Below are 23,742 nucleotides of genomic sequence, written 5' to 3' on the forward strand. Positions count from 1 at the left end.
TCTTACGATTGTTCCTGAATCGTCAACATAATTTGGTTAAATGCTTGCGGTTGGTCGACATAACTTAAATGTCCTGCATCTTCTATGACGAAGCGCTGTTCCAACTGCAATTCCTGAGCAAGCTCTTGTATACCTAACGCAGGAGTGATTTGATCTTGCTGCCCTGCAATCACTGTGCATGGGACTTTTAAATCGGTTAAGTAATTACGTATTTCGTCATATGCCAATAAGTACGATGCATGTGTGAAACCCTGTAGGGTCAACTGTTGCATCACTTCTGAAACTAAAGCTAAGGCTTGTGGCTCTTGTTTATAAATCAAATGAGGTCCACGGCTTTGGGCCATACCTTTAGCGCCGAGTTCTTTCAACATTTTTGGTCTTTTTTCAAAAACCTGAATTTGTGTTTGTTCATCGTGACGTTGGTAGCCTTGAGCTAAGTTAGCAACAACTAAGTGTTCCACTCGCTCTGGGTAAAGTGCAGCAAATGCACTCGCCTGTAAGGCGCCTAATGAGTGTCCGACCACAATCGCTTTTTCAATTTTTAAAACATCGAATAACGCTGCCAAACGCTTTGCGTAGTCGGTTGCATTCGGTTGATCCGTTAAAAGTTCATCTGATTTGCCATAGCCCGGTGCGTCCCAGGCAATGACATGAAAATGATGAGACAGCACTTCAAGTTGGTTTACCCATGAAGCAGAACCTGAACTAATGCCATGCAACAGCACAAGGTATTCGCCCTGACCAGCTTCCCGATAGGCTTGCTGCTGGCCTTGAACATTGACCGTTTTCACCGGAAATTCTGCTAACTTTTCAATGAGTGTCATCATTTTCAATTCTTTCCCTTCATTCACTTCATCAAACAATTAACGTTTGATTTGAGACAATGGATGCTCTGGTGGATAATTAGGAATGGTTGGTTTACCTGTTCCCAACATCACGCACATCAAGGCATCTTCTTGACCTGGGTTAAACAAACCACGGTAGATCCCCGGTGGAATTGAAATCAGGTCACGCTCTTTTAAACGGGTCTGGAATTTCTCGCCGTTGTGCTCAATAAACAAATCAATTTCGCCGCGGAGCATAAAGAAAACTTCTTCAACGTCGTGGTGAATGTGCAAAGGACCTTCACACTGTGGTGGTAGCACCATAGTCGAAAACGTAAAGTTCTCGGCAGGTACAGTGTTGCTGTCATTTGCAACACCAGTTGCACCCGTACCCATATAACGCATTTGAGCACGACGATATTTCGGGTCGTAATCGGCTTGGAACTTCAAAGCCTCAAAGTCATATTTACGAGTCTCAAAGCGAGCAATACGTGTGTTTAACCAATCTTCTAAAGAAGCGCCTTCTGGCTGTTTCCACGATTCGAATTGTTGTGTAGTCATTTTTTAAACTCCTATACAGTGAATTAATAACGTTTTAAAAGAGGAACCAAGAACAACGACCCAATGACAGCGACTGCAGCCAAGAAGGTAATTCCCAAATTAAAACTATGTGTTTGCATCACGATGTAACCGATAAGAACAGGTGCAATTGCACTTGCAAAATTGCCTAAACCGTTAAATATTCCACCCGCTGTCGCACCTACATTTGAGGTGGTTACTCGGGCAAGCAGAGCAAATACCGCAGCTACTCCAAAGCCCCACGCCATTGCACTTAAAGACATGGCAGCAATAATCAATAATGGCTGGGTCATAATGACCATCACATACATGAAGATGCCCGCGAGTAATAAACCGCTAAATACCTGAATAGCGCGGCGGCCTAACTTGTCAGATAAAAACGCACCCACCACTTCGCCAATTAACATGGCGATGAATGGAAAGCTTGAATACATCCCAAACTCTTTGAGATTGAATCCTTTGTCTTGCATAAGATAAGAAGGAACCCAACTGTTTAAGCCCCACAAATAAGTCATCAATGCAATGTTAAAGAGGCAAACCAACCAGAATGCGCTGTTGCTGAGCAGCAATTTAGTATTGGCAATGTGACCCTTGAAGTTGGTGCGTTTACTCTCGCCCTCAATTTCGACAGTTTTCTTGAGCTGTAAGTTACGTAAACCAAAAACAATGCTAAAAATAGCGATCAGTGTTAAACCAGCCATCACAAAAAAAGTGGTGTGCCAGTCGTGATGAGCTAAAACATTTGCAGTGATCGGGAAACCAAGGAATGCACCAATCGGTGTACCCAGTAAGAACATGGTTGAGGCACGTGCCTGCTGACGGTCTGTGTAAGTCTGCTTAACAATGGTGTATGCCAAAGCAAATAGCGGACCTTCTGCCAAACCAAGTAAAACCCGTAAAATCAACATGCCTGAGTAGCTGGTGGTAAAGCCCATGCAAAGCATGAGTAAACCCCAAGAAGTCACACTCCAGAACAGCATTTTCTTTGGGTTAAAAATGTCGCCTAAAAAGCTTAGAAAGACTGATGAAAACCCATAAGCAAGTAAAAAGCTTGTCATGAGCCATCCGAGCTTGGCTTTATCTTCAGCAATTCCCATCGAGCTTTGAAAATGTGGGTCTGAAAATAAAACCGCAATACTGATCTTGTCGAAAAAGGCCAGTACCACACACACCATAAGGACAAAAGCAGGCACCCAATGCTTTAATCCACTTTTTTCTTCATTACTCATGTGTCATTCCTTCGATTTGGTAATGAGAACCAGATTTAATGTTTACGGTTTTAACTTCATGACATTAAATTCAGCATCTGCTAATAATTTTGGATCTAAAACGGTGTTGGCTTGCATCCAACGCTTTGCTAGTTTGATCAATTTAGAGTCATTAATGGCTATCATATTCAGCAAGCGATTTTCATGGTCCAGATATAAATAGCTCACCTGATCTTCACCGCCTTGGCGAATCACCATTTCTTTGGTTTTTTCAGGTTGATACGTTCCTAAAATCTGGATATTAAAGTGGTATTGATCAGACCAGAGCCAAGGAATATCGGTATATTCAGTTTCAATTCCGAGCATTGATTTCGCAGCTGCAATCGCCTGATTTTGTGCATTTGCCCAAGACTGAATGCAATAACCCAAGCCCGGATGAATCGCGACATCACCTGCGGCATAAATGTCTTGATCTGAGGTCTGTCCAAAACAATTCACCACAATGCCATCTTTCACATCGAGCCCAGCATGCACGCCTAACTCTTTAGCAATTTCGGCACCTGCACCCACTACGACACAATCAAATAACTGGCTATGTTGAGGATGGTTCACCACTTCAACTTTTTGATCTGGTGCTTCCACCAAATGAAGGCTCTTGCTGTCTAAATGAATTTTTGTACCTTGGGTCTCATGCATATTTTTTAAAAATGCAGAAACTTCCGGACTCACACTTCTTGCACACAAACGGTCGCCATATTCAAAAATATGAACCTCTTTGCCTTGCTTACGTGCGGTTGCAGCGATTTCCAAACCAATCCAGCCGCCGCCAATCACAGCCACATTTTTTGCATTCTTTAAAATTTCAGCCAGACGTTCACAGTCATGTACATTGCGTAAAGTCACAACATTAGGAATGAACTGCCATGTATTAACGGGTACACGTGTACGACTTCCAGTTGCGATCAGCAATTTGTCATACGGCAAAATCTGACCACTTTCTAAATGAACCTGCTTTTGCTCGCGATCGACTTTTGTTGCAATTTCCGGTTTGTGCCATTGAATGTTGAACTCTTGGACCTGTTCTGGAGAGAACAGATTTAAACTTTCATACGTTGCTTCTTTTGAAAGTACTTGCTTAGACAGTGGCGGACGCTCATAAAACACCTGATCTTCATTTGAGACCACATGAATTTCCCCCACATATCCATTTTGACGTAAGGTACTAACTGCCCAACCTGCAGCCTGCCCCGCCCCTACAATTACAATCTTTTCCATAGCCTTTCTTCCTTGTAAAGCAATGCCTGTTACACAGGCTTTACCTGACGGCGGGTTTTGTCATCAAGACCACCTTCAATCGCCCACTCGGTGAAAAGCTCTAGACGATGTTCTTCTACACGTGGCTGCCATTCTTCAGTCAAATAATCATCGTTGGTGTAATATTCAAATGCACCACCCAATGGTGAGTTGACGTACCAGAAATAAGCAGAAGAAATTGGATGACGTCCCGGTCCAATAAAGGTTGACCACTCTGAACGGTTCATATGTAAGCCGCCTCCAATCACCTCATGAATATCACGAACAACAAACGCAACGTGATTTAGACCCGCTGGTTTATTTGGAACGCTAAGTAAGAATAAATCGTGGTGATAACCTTCACCGCGGCAACGTAAGAATGCACCGCGATTTTTGTAAGCATCAGATAAGTGGAAGCCTACTTTTTCAATATAGAAGTTTTCAGTAGTTGCCAAATCCGGTGTGAAAAACACCACATGTCCAATCGCAACAGGTTGACCTTTTTCATAAACAGGACTTGCTGCATTAACACGCTGAATATTGCCGTATTGGTTAATACCTTCCGTTTTAAGTTCAGGTACTTCCTTAACAAAACTTTGTTCAAAACGAATGGTCATGCCATTTGGGTCAAGACACTGAACTGTATTTTCAGTACGTTTAAAACCGTCTACATCGGCCAAACGAGCTGCCAAGTCTTCAAGGTCTTGAAGACTATCAACACCCCAAGTGACTTCACGTAAAGTTGAACCTTGCTCAATAGCAGGCGGCAAACGGTTATCATCACAATTAAATAGATAAATCTTGCTGCCGTTTTGAGTCTGGTATAAATCTGCACCTTCAATATCAGAAGTACTTTGGCTTAAACCAAAATCTGCCAAAAATTTGTTTGAAGCGGCTCTATCTTCAACTCCAAACTTTAAAATCTCGATCCCTGTAATCATTTGACTACTCCTTAGTTAAAGACAAAACCGCCATTGACCGGAATATTTTGACCTGTCACAAAAGAGGACAAATCCGACAGTAGATACAATGCTGTTCCATTTAAATCTTGTGGAAGTTGCTGGCGTTGAATCGCTCTTCCGTTGACATATAAATCATGACGTTCCTGTGGCACATACTCGGTTGCTTCAACCAGAGTCAGCCCCGGAGACAAAGTATTGACACAGATATTGAACTGACCCAACTCTCTTGCCATTGAACGTGTCATGGCAACAATTGCACCTTTACTTGCAACATAAGCCATCAGGTTCGGTGCGCCCCAAAGTGCTGTATCTGACGCAACATTAATAATCTTACCGGCAGCCGATTGTTTTAAATGTGGAATACAGGCTTTTGTAATTAACCATGTACCTTTCACATTAATATTCATGACCCGATCCCAAAGTTCAGGATCGTAATCAATCATATTTTTTCCACCGACATTGGTCGCAAGCGCTGCGCAGTTCACAAGACCATCCAAACCATTTAACAGTTCAACGCTTTTTACGACAGCATTTTCAATAGAGTCTGCATTGGCAAGGTCAATAGTGACTGCATGGACCTTGAGTCCTTGTTTTTGTAAGGCTTGCGCTTCTTGTTGCACGAGGTCAGATAAAATATCTGCCATTACAACTTCAGCACCAGCCTCAGCAATGGCTTGAGCGAAATCTCGCCCTAAACCACGTGCAGCACCAGTCACTAAAACTTTTTTGCCTTGCAACAACGCTACATTAGCCATGAGCTTCTTCCTGCATCTCGATACGGTTTGATGCATTTAGTGCAGCAATTTTCTTTAATTGCTTCTCAGCTTCTTTCTTCATTAAACGGCGTAAACGTGCAAGCCCAACGTCGTGTTGATATAAGAATTCTCTTGCACGTGCATTTGGCGCAAGGTTTTCTAAAATAATGCGGTCTTGTTCCAATACATCCCAATGCAATTGTTCTAAATGATTGCGATATAAGAAGCGCCATACATTACGTTGCCAACCACTCACCTTACGGCAGCGCCAGAAAAATACACGGGTATTGTTGGCATCAATTGGCGTTGCGTAACCCACAATCCAGAATTCACCACCCGGACCAAACTGTTTACGGTAAGGAATTGAAAGGCGTAACCAACTTGCACCAGTCGAACCATATTCAACCCAGTCAAAGTTCACACCTGTTTGGCCTTCTTTTTCAAAAACAAAACCATTTTCAGTTGTGCGGTGTTTCATCTCTGCGGTACGTTCACCTTCTGCCATTGAGTGTGAAGTACAGTGCAAATATGTACCGTGCATTGGGTCCATCACGTTATCAATGGCATATTGATGGTTTACTTTCCAGTCTGCTTGGCAAAGGAATGAACTCCACTCTTCGCTTGCCAGTTGTTCTGGGAACTCAAGCGGTGCGGGTTGTTCATTTGCATCAATCCCAAACCAGATGAAGATTGCACCATGCTGTTCAATGACCGGATAGCTCTTTAAACACTTGGTTCCAGTCATTGGGCATTCATGAACGGCTGGTACATCGGCAACCACACCATCAGCACGAACTTCAACACCGTGATACCAGCAAGCAACTCGATCACCCAAGTTCCAGCCGAGTGAAAGACGAGCACCGCGGTGTGGACAGCGATCTTCAAGCGCATGAATCTGACCTTCGGCATCACGCCAAACCACAATGTTTTCACCTAAACGGGTAATCCCAACCGGATTAGCAGCGACTTCCCAACTTGCTAAAACCGGATGCCATTGGTCACGTAAACCAAGTTCTAAATATTCTTCAGCGCTTTGTGAAGTTGATACGATTGCGTTCATTTTATTCTTCCCTGAATCAATAACCTAAACGTTGCATTTCTTCTGTAAAGCTCTCAGAAGTCCATTCATCACCAGATTCACAACGGAAACCTTGCTGATTAAGTGCAGAAACAACCTCATCTAATTCTGTTGCGCCTGCAGAAAATGCCTGAATCAAGTTCTTTACAAAGTCTTGTTCGTAGAGAGTCGGTTCTTTATAACGTGTTTGCCAAACCAACAATTCAGATTGACCTGGAACTTGAATATTGTTGATACCTGCTTCGGTTGCCGGCGTTGCATGAATCCAGCTTGCCAACTTTTCATTAAATGTCTTCATTGTTCTGCTTCCTTGTACATGTGAGGACTAGAGTTGAATTTGAATATCCTGTCCTTCAACACGAACTGGGTACGTACATAGGTTTCTACACCCGGGTCCACTTTTTAGCTCACCTGTCTGAATGTCAAAAATTGCTTCGTGCAATGGACATTCCACAGTTTGATCTTCAATAAATCCTTCCGTTAATAAGGCATACGCATGAGGGCAAACATTTTCGATAGCGAAGTAATTTTCATCGACAAAAAAAACACCAATTTTTTTCCCTTCAACTTCGACGGCTTTCGGCTCATCTTCGCTAACGTCACCCTGCTGACAAACTGAGATCCAACTCATACCTTGCGTCCTCATTTTGTTTTATATACAAAACATAATTTGATTTTCAAAACACAAGCTAAGCATAATCCTCTTGGTTATTTTTTGTCAAAGTAAAAATAATTATTTAAATCAATTAACTAATAAATTTTAAATAATTTGTTACGTTTAAGAATAGAAACATTGTTTTAAATATAAAAATTGTTTTATGTAATCTTTATAATTACAATTGTTCTAAAATAAAGCATAATGCCCTAATTCGAACCCTGTTTTATTTATAGGAAAACAACACGAATGAGCCTAGAGATTGAAGAAGATTCTCAAGAATCAGAAACAACAAAAAATGATGATCGGTATTTAGTACCAGGGCTTGTGCGTGGTTTAGCCATCTTGCAAGCTTTTAATCAACAAGCACAAGAAATGACGATTACAGAAATTGCCGAAATTTTGGAAGTGAACCGTTCTAGTGCATTTCGTCTGATCTACACACTTGAAGCTTGCGGTTACTTAAGGAAAGCTTCACAAAAAACGTATGCTCTCGATTCAAAAGTCATGGAGCTTGGTTTTAACAGTTTATCTAAACTTTCATTACTCGATTTATCGACGCCCTTAATGAAAGAACTACGCGACCAGACCAAACTGGCAGTACATCTGACCGTTTTAGAAGGTACACACATTGTTTTTGTAAATAACGTTCAATCTATGGGAACGTTTACCAGCAATATTAGTTTAGGTACTCGCTGGCCTGCCCATGCAACCGTCATTGGTCAAATGTTATTGTCAGATTTACCAGAGGCAGAAGTACGACAACGTTACCGTAATTTCAATGAGTGGGATAGTTACTCAGAACTGACCCCAACCAGTTTGAAAGCACTCTTACAAAAGTTGAGTTATGTAAAAACTCAAAAATCGATGGTGAGCTGGGGTCATTACAACCACGATATGGCTGCTTGTGCTGCCCCTATTTTCAAACAATCAAATGGAAAAATGGTGGCGGTTCTTTCGGTGAGCTGCCCAATTACCACTTATGATGAAAAGACCTTTAAAGAAGATATTGCCGCTCTGGTCATCGCAACGGCAGATAAAATTTCAAAATTTATCTATTAAAAAAAGCGACGTTAAGTCGCTTTTTTTGTGCTTTTATTTCATCAATTAAAAACTACTTTAAAAACTTCACCATTCATATCCTGAAAACTCAGTAGCAAATGATTTTCTTTAATATCAAACTTTAAATACTGCTGTTTAAACTGTATTACGGCATAAAACTCTTCAGCACCATCATCTAAACCAGTCGCAGAGACCTGTGTGCCTTGTGGAAAATCCTTGAGCCATGCAGCCTTATAAAAATCTGACACTGAATTAAAATCTATATATTTTGTGGGTTCGGCCATAATTTTTTGGGCCATCGCATCAAACTGTTGCTGTTTATATATGACTAAATTCAGGATCATGGCTATTCTTAAAGGTTAATCATTAACAGTCATCAATAGAGTACGTATAGTAATGTAGTTTTCCATTACGGAAATGAAAGTGCAAGCCATCATTACTACCTTCCCAAGGAAATATAGAGTAAGTATGATTTTCAGATATAACTATTTGTTTACCAAAAAACTTTTTAAAATCATTCTCGGTAGTTAAATGATTAAATAATCGAGAACCATACTTTAGACCATTTTGCTGGCTTACATATACCTTATCTAAAGATCCCGTAGAGAGTATCACTCCATCTTCATATACCCATTGATCTGGAAAATAACCACCATTGCATTCATCAGCCTCACCTTTAATAACCTGCTTTGGCTTTTTCAAATTATTTAAAGGAATATCAAAACTGTTCAATACTTTACCATGCCATAATGGTTTAATATTTACTTGCGCATAAGAGGTAGTTGCTACTAAAAAGCCAATACAAAATAAAAATATATGAGTTAAATTTTTCATAAAAATCCAGAAATTAATGATTTAAAAGTTTTGTGCCTCACTCTTATTTATGATCAAACCTTTTTGTTTGTCTTTCATAATGATTAAAGGAGATCCAACTTTTTTAGTTTTGGTATTATCCAAATATTTTTTCTTCTGTAAATAAATCTGTCTGTCTTTAATAAAACTATCTATGGAAGTTTCATCATCCGTATAGTAAGAAATATCTTGTGTATAAATATTTGACCAGTCCGCTATCCAAAAAATAATAAAATTTCCACCACGCTCCTGATAATTGTCTATTGCAAAGGTTTCAGAATCAATTTTATGTATAGTCTGACCTGCTATTGAGGATATATCCTGAGTTTGCGCTTTAAAATAATAGGTTTTATTTTTATCTAAATTGATAGCAAATACGTTATAGCCTAGCGCATCAGCTATATCAGGCTTAAAGCAAGAATAGCTTTGTATTTTTACCTGTGCCGTCTGTATAGCTAATTTATTATTTTCAACAGCTTCATCTTTCTGACATGAATCCGGTAATTTACTAAGCTGCTTTAAAGGAACAGCGTTAATCTGAGCATTTGCATAACCAGAACAAAGAAATAAACAAAATAAAAGTTTTTTTAAAGTATGAGTCATCAAATAATTTCCAAACAGGATTATTGTTTTAATATTTTCTCATACATTAAATAGTTTTTTTTAAATCTATATGATCAACCTGCTTTCTTTTCACCTTTTCCCATTGATACCAACCATAAGCTGCCATTAAGACAAAGGCTGCATATAAGGCAGAAGTTAAAAATAGATCTTTATAAATAAACATTCCCACATAAATAATGTCGACAAATACCCAAAGTATCCATGTCGCAATATGCTTTCGGCTGGTCCAGTAAGTGGCAAGCAAACTAAATGCGGCAAGCTGTGAGTCGAGCATAGGCACCGCTGCATCGGTAAAATTTTTAAGTATCAGACCAAAGAGCAAGCCACCTACCGCGGCAATGACCATTTGAAAAATTGCAACTTTACGAGCTATTGGTTCTATACGAATGTCATGATCTTGCTGCTTTCCTTTGAGCCAATAGTAAAAGCCATAAAAATTTACAGCCATAAAAAAGAACTGCAAAATCGTTTCACCATAAAGCTTAAATTCGTAAAACAAATAAGCGTATAAAACAAAGGCGAAGAAATTAAACAGCCAGCACCACATATTACGGATTACCGTTAATCCGACTCCAATGAGGCTAATTAAGACTGCAAAAATTTCTAGAGGTGACATAAGAGAAGCTGCTTATTGAGATCAATTTAACAGCGTATTATGAGAAAAATATGAGACTAAGCAAACTGCTAATTTAAATAAATCATGAAAATTGACATTATCTTAGGATCTGTCTTTTCGTATGAAATTGATTTACTTCAATACATAGACAAAAGAAATACTGATCAAGTCACTAACAATTTCTATTTGCTAGTTTTTAAATGATTGTTTAAAAGATAATGAGAGACAAATAAAAGAGCTTGAAAATATGTCAAATCAAGAAGGAAAAGTCAGCCGTGAAACTCGCGGACATATTTTTTTAATTGGCTTAGATCGCGCAGCAAAACGTAATGCCTTTGATAGTCACATGATTAAAGACTTATCACTAGCGCTCACCGAATATGAAAATAATGACGCCCTGCGCTGTGCGATTGTTTTTGCTCACGGTGACCATTTTACAGCTGGCTTAGATTTGGTTGAGTTACAACCTAAGCTTGCTACAGGTGTTTTTGATTTTAGTGAAAATGAAATTAACCCGTGGGGCACAGTAGGCCGAAAACTGAGTAAACCTTTGATTGTGGCAGTACAGGGTTATTGCTATACCGCTGGCATAGAACTATTTCTTAACGCAGATATTGCGATTGCAAGTGAAAATACTCAGTTTGCTCAAATGGAGGTTCAACGTGGTATCTTACCTTTTGGGGGAGCAACTGCACGTTTCACTCAAGCCGCGGGTTGGGCCAAAGCCATGCGCTATTTGCTTACAGGTGACTCTTTTGATGCCAAAGCAGCCTTGGATATGAACCTGATTACAGAAGTTTGCCTAGAAGGTACGGAGCTTAACCGTGCCATAGAACTCGCTGAACATATTACTCAAGCAGCGCCCCTTGCCGTAAAAGCCACTCTTGCCTCTGCACGTGAAGCTATTAATGAAGGTTACGAGGTTGCTTTTCATCAATTGCAAAATCATCTACAACCTTTACTGACCACACAAGATGTTCAAGAGGGTGTTTTCGCTATGCTACAAAAAAGACCGCCTGTTTTTAAAGGTAAATAAAATCGATTTAAACACTAGGCTTCGGGGTCTAAAATTTATGACTCACTAAGAGTAAATATGCAAAAAAGAAAGCCCACATGAAGTGGGCTTTCTTTTATTTATTAGATTTATTCAACTCTAACGATTTTACCAAATTCATCATGGTGAACGACCGTAATTTTTTGGCTACGGCCCTGTTCAATTTCTTGTTCTGGCAAATCAAAGTAACGTGCATAATCATCTGTCTGTTTCATGTTAAGTGCACTCCCTCCAACACGGCGTTCAGGCAACACATGACTCCAGAGCAGCAAGCCAATTGCACAAGCAATCAGAGCAGTAATGCCATGTTCAATTCCTACACCAAAAGCACTAAACAAACGATGTACTAAATGAGTTTTTTGGAGCTCTGCCAATACCCAAATAAATACAAACGGACGCCACAACAACAACCAACCGCCCCACATCATGGCTGTGCTTGTTGTAGAAACATAGCGTTTGTGCCATGGTAGTTGACGACGTAAATCAATAATCAACGAATTTGTCTTCATTTCTCTTTACCTAACGAAGTGCTGCGGTTTTCCCCAGACATCAATACAGCACGATCTTTAAAATCTCATGACTCTTGCATTTCATCTAACGAATGCCCCGATCCGGGCTCACCCAACGTGCTCGTTTCTCATCTCCACGTCGTAAGACCTTAGGAAATGCCACAATGGTTGCCGAAATGGTGATTAGCCAAAAGACCAATGGATACCAGATCATCCAGAAATAATTTTTTCCTAGATGCGGTTCATAGCGACTATCCATCCATTTGCTTAAAGCAAACTGAATTAGACAGGTTGCCCCCAATAAAATACCGCTACCATACGGTAAAAATGGGGAACTCACAACGGCTAAAGCAGGGATTGGTAAAATAAAATGTACCAACCACAATAAAGCCATTGCCAGCATTAAATATGACCATACTAAAGTTAAGCAAAGCTCAAACATGAGAGGCCATAAAAAATTCAATTTTGGTTTGGTGAACACATCAATGTTTTTAATTAAAACCTGTGCTCCACCCATTGCCCAACGTAAACGCTGTTTCCATAAACCATTCAAAGTTTCAGGCATCAAAATCCAAACCAAGGCATTCGGTTCAAAACGAATGTCCCAGCCTGCACGCTGCAACTTCCAAGTAATGTCGATGTCTTCAGTCAACATATTTGGTGACCAATAATCGACTTGATGAACAGCACTTTTACGGAAAGCTGTAATTACACCAGACACTGTAAATAAACGACCAAATGTACGCTGAGCACGTTTAATCATTCCCACAATCGAAGAAAACTCACCGACTTGAATACGGCCTAACAAAGTTGAACGCGTGCGTATACGTGGGTTTCCAGTTACAGCTGCAACCGTTGGGTTCTGAAGAAAATGACGAATCATCCATTTTGCTGCATGTGGGTCAAGCAAAGCATCGCCATCGATACCAATTAAAAATTCGGCATCAGTCATCAGGCTGCCCGCCTGTAGTCCCATCGCTTTTCCTTGGTTTTGTGCAAGATGAACAACACGAAGTTTTTCGTATTGTTCAGCTAAACGATCGAGCACTTCACCCGTATTATCCGAACTACCATCATTAATCGCAATGACTTCAAAATTTGGATAATCCAGTTTTAAAGCATGGCTAATGGTTTCCTCTGCATTATCACCTTCGTTAAAGCAAGGGATGAGTACAGCAACTTTCGGATAGCTTTCTAATGGAGCGGGTTGATCATAAGGTGGAGCCTTACGTTCCTTCCAATAGAAAATGATCGCACCAATCATCCATAGATATGACATAAACAATGGATAATAAAAAACGAATTTTAGGGCGTGCGACCATATTGCAGCAAAGATTGTCATGTTTCAGCCTCGTCTATGGCACAAGACGAGATGACTTTTCAGCAAATGCTTTATGCATCACGTTCACGTCCGGATGATCTTTAATTGGGTCATCTGGATAGTATGCAACATGCATTGCACCTTGTTCATAGAGAGAATGAATCGTCGCAGCCATTTCAGTTGAAGGTACCTTTTCGTTATTACGCCAGTTTGTTGCCTGTAGCTCAAAAACTGTTTTCTTAATGCCATTTGGATATTTTTTCACGCGATCAACCATATCTTTATAGAATTGATCTGGATTTTTCACTTGCTCCATATATGGCATCGCCATAATAGCAGTAAAATCATAACGGTTTAGTGACTCTTCAAGTGACTGAGAGTACCAGTTTTCCGCATATGGTTTTAAAGCCACTTGCGCATATAAATTACGTGCTGTTAACAGGAACGGTTCATATTGACGAACCTCATCAACAAGCTGCATTGCAAAATCATCTAAATATCTTGTTTTAAATGCAGTCCACTTTTGCAAATCTTCGTCATTCGCACGAATTTTTGCCAAGTCTGTTGGTAAGCCTTGTTTTGCATAAGCTTTTAAAGCATCTGGACTTGCATCTTCATAATCAGACAAGGTCACATCGTCATGGAATAAAATTCCATTAAAAGACGATGATTTTGCTAAATCTTCATATATTTCACGGATAGTTTGACGCGCTTCTGGTGAAAAAGGACTTAAACGAATGTATCCCATATTGAGGTGTCCACTCGTCTTATCCTGTTGGGTCACAACCAAGTCTTTTGATACTGGATCAGTTTTTGGTAGTTCCCATGCCAATAATGGCATCCACGCATAAATACGGCTTACAGGAGTACGTGTTTGAATTTGCCATGCAACACGGTTGAATAAATCAGCACGCATAGGAATATGTCGATTTGGGAAGTATACCATATCGGCAGAACCGTTCGCATCTGCATCAGAGAAAGCCTGCAAATAAACTGTATTTACACCCATTGCATTAATACGGTCGAGTAAATTACCTAAATTACGCTCTTGCTGTTGCGGGTCTGGATCATAAATATAGTCGAGATCCACATGCATGATTTTTTGCGGACGATTATTATCCGTTAAATTTAACTCACGATTTTTAATTTCTTGAGCTAAATCATTCGTGCTCATTCCACCCTCTACCAAAATACGACTCATATTTTGTAGAGACTGTTTTGCATGATCTGCCCCATCATCAAGTGTGATAGTAATTGGCATACCAAGCTTTTTAGCAATTTGAACAGTTTGCATATTATAGCGACCATATGGCCACACCATAATACGTGGTGAACGTATACCATGTTCTTTAAGCAACTGATTATTCTTTTTTAAATCATTATAAATTCGGGTCTGATATTGGCTGTCGTTTTCATACGTTTTAGTTTTTACGTCATAAAAACGAGTTGTCGCCGCAGGTTCAGAATTGCCTTGTGGGTTACCGGTAATACCACGGTGTAAATGATAGCTGTGGCTTGCAATTTCAACAAAACCACTGTCTTGCATTTCTTTAAGTTCAGGCCAGCTTAAGATTTTATCACGTGAAATTTCTTCGCCAGAAAAATCTACTTTTTGATTTGCTTTTGGCTCTAGCCATGAACCAACAACGGCAAGCACTACCGGGATTTTTTTAGCCTTAATAACTGGATAGGCATTTTGATAAAAAGACTGATAACCATCATCTACGGTTAATAAAACTGGTTTGGTCGGCAGTGCAGCTTTGCCCTGATGAGCACGAATCAACTGATCTACAGTAATAAAATGGAAACCATTTTTTTGCAGCCAATCGATATGCTCACCAAATTGTTTTGTGGTCACTGCATATTGAGGAATTAAGGCATTTTTAGTATCGGTAATTTCATGATAGCCAATAACAGTAAGTTCTGAAGCATCTATTTTAGGAGGCTTAGCTAGTGCTATACCTGACAAGCCTGCTAAAGCTAAGCCAAGCGTTAGATTCAACAAAGGAGATGCAAAACGGGTAATCATGAAATAGCGTCTCAATAGCAATATAGATTATTTATGTGAAATTTAAACTTAAGAACTAAAACTCTTATTTATTTAGTTCTTAAGTTCAAACTGCCCCAAAAGAACAGTTTTTCAGTTCACCTTTATAATGAAATAAACTGAAAATAATCTTAAATATTCAAAAAGCTAAAATATAAATAACGAATATATTCATATTTAAAGCTTATATAAAAAAATCAAACGGTAAAATTTTGATTTCATTCATCACGAGTTTTTACATCAAACAATTCAATTTCAAAAATCAAGTTTGAGTTTGCCGGAATAATTTTACCCATTTTGCGTTCGCCATAAGCCAAATGCGCAGGAACAATAAGTTTACGTTTACCACCAACTTTCATTCCCATGATGCCTTGGTCCCAACCTTTAATGACACGGCCTGTACCAATCACACATTCGAAATAATTTCCGCGATCAATAGAAGAGTCAAATTTAGTACCATCTTCTAACCACCCTGTATAGTGAGTGGTAATCAAGGCGCCTTTAACCGCTTCTTTACCTTCGCCTACTTTTAAATCGATAATTTCTAATTCAGTGATCATAACATTTCCGTTTCATTTAATTTCACAGCTCAGACTCAATCTTTAGTCTAGCAAGTGAAGTTGTAAAATTTGTTGCGCTTTTCAGTTTTACTGTAATTGTGTCCACACCACATTTGCTTGGCCCTTGTCACTTAACAAAGTCCATTCGTTATCCATAACATTTAACTGTAGCTGCATGGTACGTTCACAAAGTTGTTCTAACTCTGCTGTACTTTCAGGCGCGATTTGCCATACTTGAACATTACCCAGTGTTTTAATTTTACTGTTTCTCTTCCACCAGTCTTCGACTTGGGAACCATAGGCAACAATTGCCACAGTTTTACAACGAGCACTGGCTTTTCTGACTTTATCTTCAGATGGTAAACCAACTTCAATCCAGGTTTCTAACTGCCCTGTTAGGTCTTTTTGCCAAAGTGCTGGCTCATCGGTTTCAAAAAGGTCTTTGGTGAATTCAAGACTATCACTGGCAAAGCGTGCAAATGCCATAACACGAACCATTAATCGTTCTAAAGTTTCTGAAGGATGTAAGGCAAGAGTCAATTGATAATCGCCATAAATATGGTCATCCATATTGGCAATATTCAAGTCTGCCTTATAAATTGTTGCTTTAAGCGCCATAGTTGAGATGTCCAAAAATTTGGCGCTAAGAATACTCGATTTTAATTACAAAATTATAGAAAAAACTCAGTAATACAAAACTTCTTTCATGCTTCATTTGCATCTTATTCCAAAACAGCCGAGTACTTCCAAAGTTGGCGGGCTTTTTGCTTTAAAGGGTTGTATTCCTCTCTTTTGATTTGATGACTTATGTGGCAAAAACTTAAACGTAGTTTATTTCTACAAGTCCTCTGCGCTCTCTTCCTTGGTATTGCAGTGGGTCTTGCTTTTCATGATTTCTCCCTAGCTTTAAAACCTCTTGGTGATGGTTTTATTTCTCTCATTAAAATGTTGATTGCTCCAATTGTATTCTGTGTAGTAGTACTGGGAATCTATGGTGCGAACGACATTAAAAAAATGGGCAAAGTCGGTGCAAAAACAATTCTTTATTTTGAAGTCGTCACCAGTATTGCTTTAATTTTGGGAATTATTGTTGCTTATGTCTTTAAACCGGGCGTCGGCATGAATATTGATATTAGCCATTTAGATGCTAAAGATTTAAGTACCTATACCGACCGTGCTCACGACATGCATACGGGTTCGGACTTTCTGCTTAATATTATTCCTAAAACATTTACGGCTGCTTTTGCCAACGGCGATATTTTACAGATTTTACTCATCGCGATTTTGTTTGGTGTTTCTCTCCTTTTAATTCCTAAACATTTAGCAGAACTGGTACGTCAGGCACTTGAAGCTTTTTCTGAAGTTTTCTTTAAAATTATGGGACTGATTATTCGCCTAGCTCCAATTGGTGTATTCGGTTCAGTTGCCTATACCACTGCAAAATTTGGATCAGACTCACTCCTGCAACTCGGTTATCTGGTTTTACTCTTTTATGCAACCTGCATTTTATTTGTTGTGATTGTTTTAGGTTCAATTCTAAAGCTTACCGGCCTGAACATTTTCAAGTTTGTGGGCTATTTTAAAGATGAGCTCGCGATTGTATTAGGGACCGCCTCTTCTGACTCGGTACTTCCTCAAGTCATGAAAAAGCTTAAAAACCTAGGCATTAAAGATTCAACAGTCGGTCTGGTCATCCCAACCGGTTATTCTTTTAATTTAGATGGCTTTTCAATTTACTTAACTCTAGGGGTGATCTTTATTGCACAGGCCTGCAATATCGATCTTTCTATGCATGACTTGTTGGCTATTTTGCTGGTTTCGCTCATTACCTCTAAAGGCGCACATGGTATTCCGGGATCTGCCTTAGTGATTCTTGCTGCAACACTTTCAGTCATTCCAAGCTTACCTGCAATTGGTTTAGTACTTTTACTGTCTGTAGACTGGTTTATCGGGATTATCCGTGCCTGTACCAACCTCATTGGTAACTGTGTTGCGACCGTAGTCATTGCCCATTGGGAAAAAGACATCGACCATGCACAAGCAAAACAAGTACTTGATATAAAAAATTGAATTTCTTATGGAGAACATTGAAGTATCTTTTCAATGTTCTCTATTCAGCAATTCTGCAGTCTAATAATTCAGTTTCAAATGCCAGCCAGTCGTGGTCATGTTGACTAATCATTTCAACACGATTATCAATCCCTTCTTCACCAGACTTATAATTAAACTGTTCAGGATTAAAGTTAAAGGTCTTCCATCCCTGATCTGTATTAAAAATTCCTTTAATACGTAGCCAGCCTTTCTGTGCACATAACACATCGAGCAGAGCATAAAATTCAAACTTCCAACGTTTAGGTAATTTCCAACCCGCCACAATGTAACCTTGTGCCGATTCAACATAGTGATATGGCAATTGATGAATTTCTTTAGCAACTTCAGCTTCGGTCATTTGTTTTTGAAGCTTCAGTAAAGGTTGTATAGAGCGTGCAGTTAAACGAGCAGGCACATCAATTTGTGCTAGTTCAAGTTGACCATGCTCGGTCTTTAGCCATTGCTGGTGATAAGGTTGGTATTCTTCTTTAAGCTCAACCAGTGCCTGTTCATCTTCAAAAGTCATGGTGTCAGCATGAGAGACCACTACAATTTGTGCAGCTTTTAACTGATCTTCATACAGATTTTGTTTAACCCAATTGGTGTCATGCAAACGGCTACCATCGACAACTGTAACCAATGCACGTATAGCCAAGCTGTTTTGCCAATGCGGTTCAGTTAACTGATCAAATAATTGCGAAGGGTGGCCAAGCCCAGTAGGTTCAATAAAAAGTCGGTCTGGCTTTTGTTCACTTAACAAGCGAGCCAAAGCAATATGCATTGGGAGTTGACTACTACAACATAAACAGCCGCCCAATAATTCCTTTACTGCATAGCCCTGATCTTGTGGTAAGAGCTGTTGATCTACTCCAATTTGCCCAAACTCATTCATTAAAACCGCCCACACTTCATTTTTGGGTTTTTGACTTAACAAATGCTGTAATAACGTCGTTTTCCCTGCCCCTAAAAACCCTGAAATAATATGGGTAGGAACAGTTTTTTGGGCAATAATTTTCACAGGTGGCTCAAATCAACAAGGTTTAAAAACTAAAAAAGGTATATCACTGTTTAACTACTATGAAAATGTTTTTTCATTTTGAAGCTATAGTTTTCAATTATCCGGCTAAAACAACCTTTATGTGACATAAATCTCATCAATTATTTAAATTAACTTTAGATAAAAAAGAATTAAACGGAATATTCTATTTATAGGCATTCATAATTCATGCCAGAGTGTTTTGTTTACGTAAACAATTTGGCTTTTTTTTACTCAACAAGAAATATTCTTTCACATTTTTAGCATTCAACTAGCGCTTTAATTTTACAGTAGACGCACATAAACGGCCCGTATATTTCATATTGTTAAGATAGGCGTAATAGATTGTTAAGTTAATTGATGTAATCCAAAGCTCGGCTTAGCATGTGTCCTAGCTTAGTCATTCAGCCATACATGTTTTATCTCCGTTAGGTTGAACGATTAGGTTTGATTTATTTTTTAATGAATTTAAGGATGCCATAAAATGAAATTAGCTAAAACTTTACTCGCTACTACCCTAGCTTTAACTGCTGCTTCAACTTTTGCTGCTTCTAAACATGATAAAGTTCATGCTCCAGCAGAAGATAAAGTTGTAGTTTCAACTCAAGAACAAGCAAACACTGCAAATGCTGCATCTGAAGCGGTAGGTTCTGCTTCTGAAGCTGCTCCTGCTGCTCAATAATTATCTCTGTACTCTCCTCCAAGCTCAGAGATAATTTTGCTGAAACGAAACAGGAAGTTGAATTTCAGTGAATAAAAAAAGATCGAACCATGCTGCGGTTCGATCTTTTTTATTTTAGTCATTTTTCTTTTTAAGAAGTTTTCTTATACATACTACAAGAAGGATTATGATTTTCTTGTAGGCGTAATACCTTGCGGTGTTCTGCCGCTTCAAATCGACAGCGTTTCCACTCTGTATCGAGTTTTAATTGAGGCACTTCACGAGGTTTACCATTCTCATCAACCGAAACCATCGTGAAATAACAGCTATTGGTGTGGCGCACGGTACGCTTTTGAATATTCTGTGCTTCTACACGAATACCCACTTCCATTGAAGTACGACCCACATGGTTGACACTCGCTAAAAATGTAACGAGTTCGCCCACATAAATCGGTTCTTTAAAATTTACTTTGTCTACAGACAACGTTACGACGTAGCTGCCTGAATAACGACTTGCACAAGCATAGGCCACTTGGTCTAGCAGCTTTAGAATTGTTCCACCATGAACATTACCTGAAAAATTTGCCATATCCGGCGTCATTAAAACTGACATGGTTAATTCTGACTGATCATCAGTTACGGTTGTCATTTCATCTAATGTAGGCATGACTCAACTCTGTCTCAAACAAGCTCAGAAAACATTATGGTTGATAATTCACAAAAAAAACATGCTTAAATCCACTACATAGCATCGTATTTTTTAATATTGTTAATTCTTTTTTTGAACGAATATTTTTTAAGCTATTATTTTTAATAATTTTTTAGTTTTTCTTAAATAAGCAGTTAGTGAGCGGTCAAAAATAATCAAAAGATGCTATGCCATTTTGTTCCATTTTAAATGACATAGCATCGTTTTATATGAGGTTCGCTATACTTTATGGATCAGTCCGGTAATACCATTAATAATCATATCAACAGCAATCGTACCGATTAATAAAGCAGATAAACGCCCGACAATATCGAAATAGCGATCAATGTATTTTGCATGTTTATAGCGTAAATGATCATGTGAAAATTTCATCAAAATCAAAATACTGCATGTTAAAAACATGGTAAACCCGATCACAAGTGCCGCAGCACCAATCGACATTTCAATGCCTGTCACCACAGCAGCACTAATGGTGCCCGGCCCGATCATAAAAGGCATAGCGATCGTTCCAGCTAAATGCTCAGGTGCACCGCGCATTTCACCAATCGTATCGGCTCCCTGAAACACATAGCGATAACCAATCACTAAAAAGATAAGACCACCAAAAATCTGGAAAGCCTCAAAGCGTACATTCAGGTATTTACTAAAGATTGCTTCACCACCCCATGCAAACAGCATAAAGACGATATAAGCAATCAAGCTGCCCTGAATTAAGGCTTTGTTAAATACCTTGGTTTCTGAATGGCGGATCAGGCCAATCATATAAATGCTCATTAAAAATGGATTGAGCAACGAGAAAAATAAAGCAAAAGAATGCAGATATGGTGAAACCATGCATATTCCCCTTAAGCTTGTGGATCTGGGAATAATGGACGGTTCCCAGGGCTAATACGATTAATATGCAAGAATGTCATATGTCTTTCATACTTATCTAAAATGTCATTAATAACCTGTTCTTTACTGTAACCCACAAGGTCATTGTCTTGAGAACCTTCATAAAGATAGGTTTCGAGACGGTAATAGAACTGTTTGCCTCGTTTTACACGCTGACTAAAGTTAGGCGCGCTATAACGGACTGGCCAAATCTGATAAACGAAGTTTTGCTCTTCTTCCAAATGAATGGTGAGATCGAGGTGATATAGCGCCTCTTCATCTTCAAGTGGTGTTTGCTGCACGTCTACATTCATACCTTGCTTAATGAGTTCATCGGCAACAGCTTGAACAGCAGGTTTGCAAACGGTATCGAGCATTCGTCTGGTTTCAGACGTTCCCGGATGATGCATAACCCGAGTCAAACGCTGTTTCCAATTGAGAATATCGACGTTACCCACTACAGGTGCTGCATTCATACTTCGGCTGGCATGCCTATAGTCTTCAAGTCTGAGCGACTTATAAAGCCCCGCCATGACAAGGAACATCACGAAACTAAACGGCAATCCCATAATGATGGTTGCATTTTGCAAAGCGGTAATCCCGTTGGTCATCAGCATAGCGAGCGTTAATAACCCAATGGCAATTGCCCAAAACACGCTTAACCAACGCGGTGCATCATTATCAATATGAGTAAGCTTAGTGGTGAAGTTACCTAAAACCAATGCACCCGAATCGGCAGAAGTCACATAGAACAAAAGACCTGTCACTGTTGCGATTGAAGCAATGAAGGTAAAACCTGGGTACTGCGCTAACAGGTCATAAAAACCATGTGCCGGATTTGATAATACCGTTGCAGCCAAAGTTTGGTTGCCTTCAAAAATCACGCTGTGCAATGCGCTATTACCAAAAATGGATAACCACGTTAAGGTAAATAACAGAGGAATAATTAAAGTCCCGCACACAAACTCACGAATAGTACGGCCTCTAGAAATACGAGCCAAAAACAAACCTACAAATGGCGACCAAGCAATCCACCATGCCCAGAAGAACAAGGTCCAACTGCTCATCCAATCTTTAGGTTGCTCAAAAGCAAAACTTTGTAAGGCTAAGGTTGGGAAGCGAGTTAAATAATCACCAATATTTTGTACCAGCGCATTGAGTAAAAACTCGGTATTGCCCAAGAACAAAATAAACAGTAAAAGACCAATTGATACATAAATGTTGATTTCAGACAAAATCCTAAGGCCTTTATTCACCCCAGATGTCACTGAAATAATACTAATACCGACTGCAATGGCAATGAGTGCAAACTGCATCCAGATATTCTCTGGCAGTCCTAATAAAACATGTAAACCATAGTTCAGCTGTACTACGCCAATCCCGCAGGTGGTCGCAATACCAAAAATTGTCCCGATGACGGCGGCAGTATCTACACTATGGCCAATTGCCCCATTAATTCTGTTCCCAAAAATTGGGTAAAGTGCAGAACGAATGGTAAGCGGTAAGTTATAGCGATAACTGAAATAACCAAGTGCCATACCAATCAAGGCATACATACACCATCCGGTCAAACCATAGTGAAACAGCGTCCACACCATACTTTGGCGTGCCGCTTCATAGGTCTGGCCTACACCAACAGGCGGCTGCATATAATGAGATAATGGCTCGGCCACCGAGAAGAACATTAAATCGATACCAATACCTGCCGAAAACAGCATGGCAGACCAACTCAGTAAACTAAACTCAGGCTTTGAGTGTTTAGGACCAAGTTTAATTTCACCATATCGTGAACAGGCAATGAAAATGACAAACACCATATACAGCGTAGCAGCCAGTAAATAATACCAGCCAAAGGTTGACGTTACCCACGCAAGAACGGTGTTAATGGTTCGATTTGCGAAATCGTTAAATAAAAAAGTAACGAGAGAAAAGATTAAAATGATTAGAGCTGAAATATAAAAAACCACACGGTTAAGCGGGTCTTTTTTAGATTTAGATAATGTTAAATCATCAACTGCTCTTGGATTATCTGTTGCCATACAATCCTCAAGGAATAGAAGAAAAATAAAATATTCAATTTAGTCTTTTCACTATTTAACAATAATGAAAAGACTGCTTTGAACGCAAAAAATATAAATAAATGTGATGAACCAAGGTTATAAAACTTCGGTCACTTTGTTCTGGTCACAATTCGATGGAATAGAAATGTCTTTTGAAATAGCTAACTGCTTTTTCGCAACATTCGGGTCAAAATCATCTTGCTTTAGGGCTTTGGCTAGGCCAAACATATAAAGCAAAATAATCACAGAAAATGGTAAACCACATAACACCACTGCACTTTGCATGGAGTTAAAACTACCTGCTAATAATAAG

At 39.3% G+C, this 23,742-nt stretch carries 27 protein-coding genes; 4 read left to right on the plus strand and 23 right to left on the minus strand.

Annotated elements, in window-relative coordinates; genetic code table 11:
- Nucleotides 1-2 precede the first annotated feature (2 nt).
- The 9 genes from J582_RS09270 to J582_RS09310 are packed head-to-tail and all read right to left on the minus strand — an operon-like array spanning nucleotide 3 to nucleotide 7,330.
- The gene (locus tag J582_RS09270; RefSeq protein ID WP_032010796.1) at nucleotides 3-827 is read right to left on the minus strand and encodes an alpha/beta fold hydrolase; all 825 of its coding nucleotides are present in this window, start codon (nucleotides 825-827) and stop codon (nucleotides 3-5) included.
- A gap of 36 nt (nucleotides 828-863) precedes the next feature.
- The gene (locus J582_RS09275; protein ID WP_000211626.1) at nucleotides 864-1,385 is read right to left on the minus strand and encodes a cupin domain-containing protein; all 522 of its coding nucleotides are present in this window, start codon (nucleotides 1,383-1,385) and stop codon (nucleotides 864-866) included.
- Nucleotides 1,386-1,408: 23 nt separating this feature from the next.
- Nucleotides 1,409-2,632 (minus strand): MFS transporter, encoded by a 1,224-nt coding sequence (locus J582_RS09280; protein ID WP_016804087.1) that lies wholly within the window; start codon nucleotides 2,630-2,632, stop codon nucleotides 1,409-1,411.
- 42 nt (nucleotides 2,633-2,674) lie between these two features.
- Nucleotides 2,675-3,886 (minus strand): NAD(P)/FAD-dependent oxidoreductase, encoded by a 1,212-nt coding sequence (locus J582_RS09285; RefSeq protein WP_032047790.1) that lies wholly within the window; start codon nucleotides 3,884-3,886, stop codon nucleotides 2,675-2,677.
- Nucleotides 3,887-3,915: 29 nt separating this feature from the next.
- The gene (locus tag J582_RS09290; RefSeq protein WP_000627784.1) at nucleotides 3,916-4,845 is read right to left on the minus strand and encodes a VOC family protein; all 930 of its coding nucleotides are present in this window, start codon (nucleotides 4,843-4,845) and stop codon (nucleotides 3,916-3,918) included.
- Between the two features lie 11 nt (nucleotides 4,846-4,856).
- Entirely contained in the window at nucleotides 4,857-5,621 is a 765-nt protein-coding gene (locus J582_RS09295; RefSeq protein ID WP_032047791.1) for an SDR family oxidoreductase, read from the minus strand.
- Nucleotides 5,614-6,681 carry an aromatic ring-hydroxylating oxygenase subunit alpha gene (locus J582_RS09300; protein WP_032047792.1) on the minus strand — a complete coding sequence of 356 codons (1,068 nt, stop codon included), beginning with the start codon at nucleotides 6,679-6,681 and terminating at the stop codon, nucleotides 5,614-5,616. Before J582_RS09300 ends, J582_RS09295 begins: the two co-directional genes overlap by 8 nt.
- A gap of 16 nt (nucleotides 6,682-6,697) precedes the next feature.
- Entirely contained in the window at nucleotides 6,698-6,997 is a 300-nt protein-coding gene (locus tag J582_RS09305) for a recombinase-like helix-turn-helix domain-containing protein (RefSeq protein ID WP_000847096.1), read from the minus strand.
- 27 nt (nucleotides 6,998-7,024) lie between these two features.
- A complete protein-coding gene (locus tag J582_RS09310; protein WP_000118514.1) occupies nucleotides 7,025-7,330 on the minus strand; it encodes a non-heme iron oxygenase ferredoxin subunit in 306 nt (101 codons plus the stop codon).
- Between the two features lie 273 nt (nucleotides 7,331-7,603).
- Between J582_RS09310 and J582_RS09315 the strand changes: the two genes are divergently transcribed.
- Nucleotides 7,604-8,416, plus strand: coding sequence for an IclR family transcriptional regulator (locus J582_RS09315; RefSeq protein WP_032047793.1), 813 nt, complete (start codon nucleotides 7,604-7,606; stop codon nucleotides 8,414-8,416).
- Between the two features lie 41 nt (nucleotides 8,417-8,457).
- Here the strand turns inward: J582_RS09315 and J582_RS09320 are convergent, their stop codons facing one another.
- The 4 genes from J582_RS09320 to pnuC are packed head-to-tail and all read right to left on the minus strand — an operon-like array spanning nucleotide 8,458 to nucleotide 10,508.
- Nucleotides 8,458-8,760: a hypothetical protein gene (locus tag J582_RS09320; RefSeq protein WP_032047794.1), complete on the minus strand. Its 303-nt coding sequence runs from the start codon at nucleotides 8,758-8,760 to the stop codon at nucleotides 8,458-8,460.
- A 22-nt stretch (nucleotides 8,761-8,782) separates the two neighbouring features.
- A complete protein-coding gene (locus tag J582_RS09325; protein ID WP_004710151.1) occupies nucleotides 8,783-9,250 on the minus strand; it encodes a hypothetical protein in 468 nt (155 codons plus the stop codon).
- A 21-nt stretch (nucleotides 9,251-9,271) separates the two neighbouring features.
- The gene (locus tag J582_RS09330) at nucleotides 9,272-9,871 is read right to left on the minus strand and encodes a hypothetical protein (protein ID WP_032047795.1); all 600 of its coding nucleotides are present in this window, start codon (nucleotides 9,869-9,871) and stop codon (nucleotides 9,272-9,274) included.
- Nucleotides 9,872-9,917: 46 nt separating this feature from the next.
- Nucleotides 9,918-10,508, minus strand: a complete 591-nt coding sequence (pnuC, locus tag J582_RS09335; RefSeq protein WP_022575070.1) for a nicotinamide riboside transporter PnuC — start codon at nucleotides 10,506-10,508, stop codon at nucleotides 9,918-9,920.
- A 247-nt stretch (nucleotides 10,509-10,755) separates the two neighbouring features.
- On the opposite strand from pnuC, the gene J582_RS09340 reads away from it, so the two are divergent.
- A complete protein-coding gene (locus J582_RS09340) occupies nucleotides 10,756-11,544 on the plus strand; it encodes a crotonase/enoyl-CoA hydratase family protein (protein ID WP_032047796.1) in 789 nt (262 codons plus the stop codon).
- 107 nt (nucleotides 11,545-11,651) lie between these two features.
- Here J582_RS09340 and pgaD read toward each other — a convergent pair whose 3' ends face one another.
- The 5 genes from pgaD to J582_RS09365 all read right to left on the minus strand — a co-directional run bounded on the left by pgaD (nucleotide 11,652) and on the right by J582_RS09365 (nucleotide 16,617).
- The gene (pgaD, locus tag J582_RS09345; RefSeq protein WP_022575072.1) at nucleotides 11,652-12,071 is read right to left on the minus strand and encodes a poly-beta-1,6-N-acetyl-D-glucosamine biosynthesis protein PgaD; all 420 of its coding nucleotides are present in this window, start codon (nucleotides 12,069-12,071) and stop codon (nucleotides 11,652-11,654) included.
- A gap of 85 nt (nucleotides 12,072-12,156) precedes the next feature.
- Complete coding sequence (pgaC, locus tag J582_RS09350; RefSeq protein WP_004888283.1) at nucleotides 12,157-13,413, minus strand: poly-beta-1,6-N-acetyl-D-glucosamine synthase; 1,257 nt, start codon at nucleotides 13,411-13,413, stop codon at nucleotides 12,157-12,159.
- Nucleotides 13,414-13,426: 13 nt separating this feature from the next.
- Nucleotides 13,427-15,421, minus strand: coding sequence for a poly-beta-1,6-N-acetyl-D-glucosamine N-deacetylase PgaB (gene pgaB / locus J582_RS09355; RefSeq protein ID WP_032047797.1), 1,995 nt, complete (start codon nucleotides 15,419-15,421; stop codon nucleotides 13,427-13,429).
- 236 nt (nucleotides 15,422-15,657) lie between these two features.
- The gene (locus tag J582_RS09360) at nucleotides 15,658-15,999 is read right to left on the minus strand and encodes an FKBP-type peptidyl-prolyl cis-trans isomerase (RefSeq protein ID WP_002054441.1); all 342 of its coding nucleotides are present in this window, start codon (nucleotides 15,997-15,999) and stop codon (nucleotides 15,658-15,660) included.
- Nucleotides 16,000-16,086: 87 nt separating this feature from the next.
- On the minus strand, nucleotides 16,087-16,617 hold the full coding sequence (locus tag J582_RS09365; RefSeq protein WP_002054386.1) for a YaeQ family protein: 531 nt from the start codon (nucleotides 16,615-16,617) through the stop codon (nucleotides 16,087-16,089).
- A 189-nt stretch (nucleotides 16,618-16,806) separates the two neighbouring features.
- Here J582_RS09365 and dctA point away from each other — a divergent pair, with 189 nt between their 5' ends.
- Nucleotides 16,807-18,069 carry a C4-dicarboxylate transporter DctA gene (gene dctA / locus J582_RS09370; RefSeq protein WP_002054365.1) on the plus strand — a complete coding sequence of 421 codons (1,263 nt, stop codon included), beginning with the start codon at nucleotides 16,807-16,809 and terminating at the stop codon, nucleotides 18,067-18,069.
- A gap of 40 nt (nucleotides 18,070-18,109) precedes the next feature.
- Here the strand turns inward: dctA and J582_RS09375 are convergent, their stop codons facing one another.
- Nucleotides 18,110-19,108, minus strand: coding sequence for a CobW family GTP-binding protein (locus J582_RS09375; protein ID WP_032047799.1), 999 nt, complete (start codon nucleotides 19,106-19,108; stop codon nucleotides 18,110-18,112).
- 502 nt (nucleotides 19,109-19,610) lie between these two features.
- Between J582_RS09375 and J582_RS09380 the strand changes: the two genes are divergently transcribed.
- Nucleotides 19,611-19,808 carry a hypothetical protein gene (locus J582_RS09380; protein WP_002054416.1) on the plus strand — a complete coding sequence of 66 codons (198 nt, stop codon included), beginning with the start codon at nucleotides 19,611-19,613 and terminating at the stop codon, nucleotides 19,806-19,808.
- 130 nt (nucleotides 19,809-19,938) lie between these two features.
- Here J582_RS09380 and J582_RS09385 read toward each other — a convergent pair whose 3' ends face one another.
- The 4 genes from J582_RS09385 to J582_RS09400 form a co-directional block, all read right to left on the minus strand.
- A complete protein-coding gene (locus J582_RS09385; protein WP_002054353.1) occupies nucleotides 19,939-20,454 on the minus strand; it encodes an acyl-CoA thioesterase in 516 nt (171 codons plus the stop codon).
- Between the two features lie 261 nt (nucleotides 20,455-20,715).
- Nucleotides 20,716-21,330 carry a MarC family protein gene (locus J582_RS09390; protein ID WP_002054351.1) on the minus strand — a complete coding sequence of 205 codons (615 nt, stop codon included), beginning with the start codon at nucleotides 21,328-21,330 and terminating at the stop codon, nucleotides 20,716-20,718.
- A gap of 11 nt (nucleotides 21,331-21,341) precedes the next feature.
- Nucleotides 21,342-23,408 (minus strand): choline transporter, encoded by a 2,067-nt coding sequence (locus J582_RS09395; protein WP_032047801.1) that lies wholly within the window; start codon nucleotides 23,406-23,408, stop codon nucleotides 21,342-21,344.
- A gap of 117 nt (nucleotides 23,409-23,525) precedes the next feature.
- Nucleotides 23,526-23,742: BCCT family transporter (locus J582_RS09400; RefSeq protein WP_171073039.1), on the minus strand; the 217-nt coding region annotated here is incomplete at its 5' end.

The sequence above is a fragment of the Acinetobacter sp. 1566109 genome, assembly GCF_000582255.1.
GTDB lineage: Bacteria > Pseudomonadota > Gammaproteobacteria > Pseudomonadales > Moraxellaceae > Acinetobacter > Acinetobacter nosocomialis.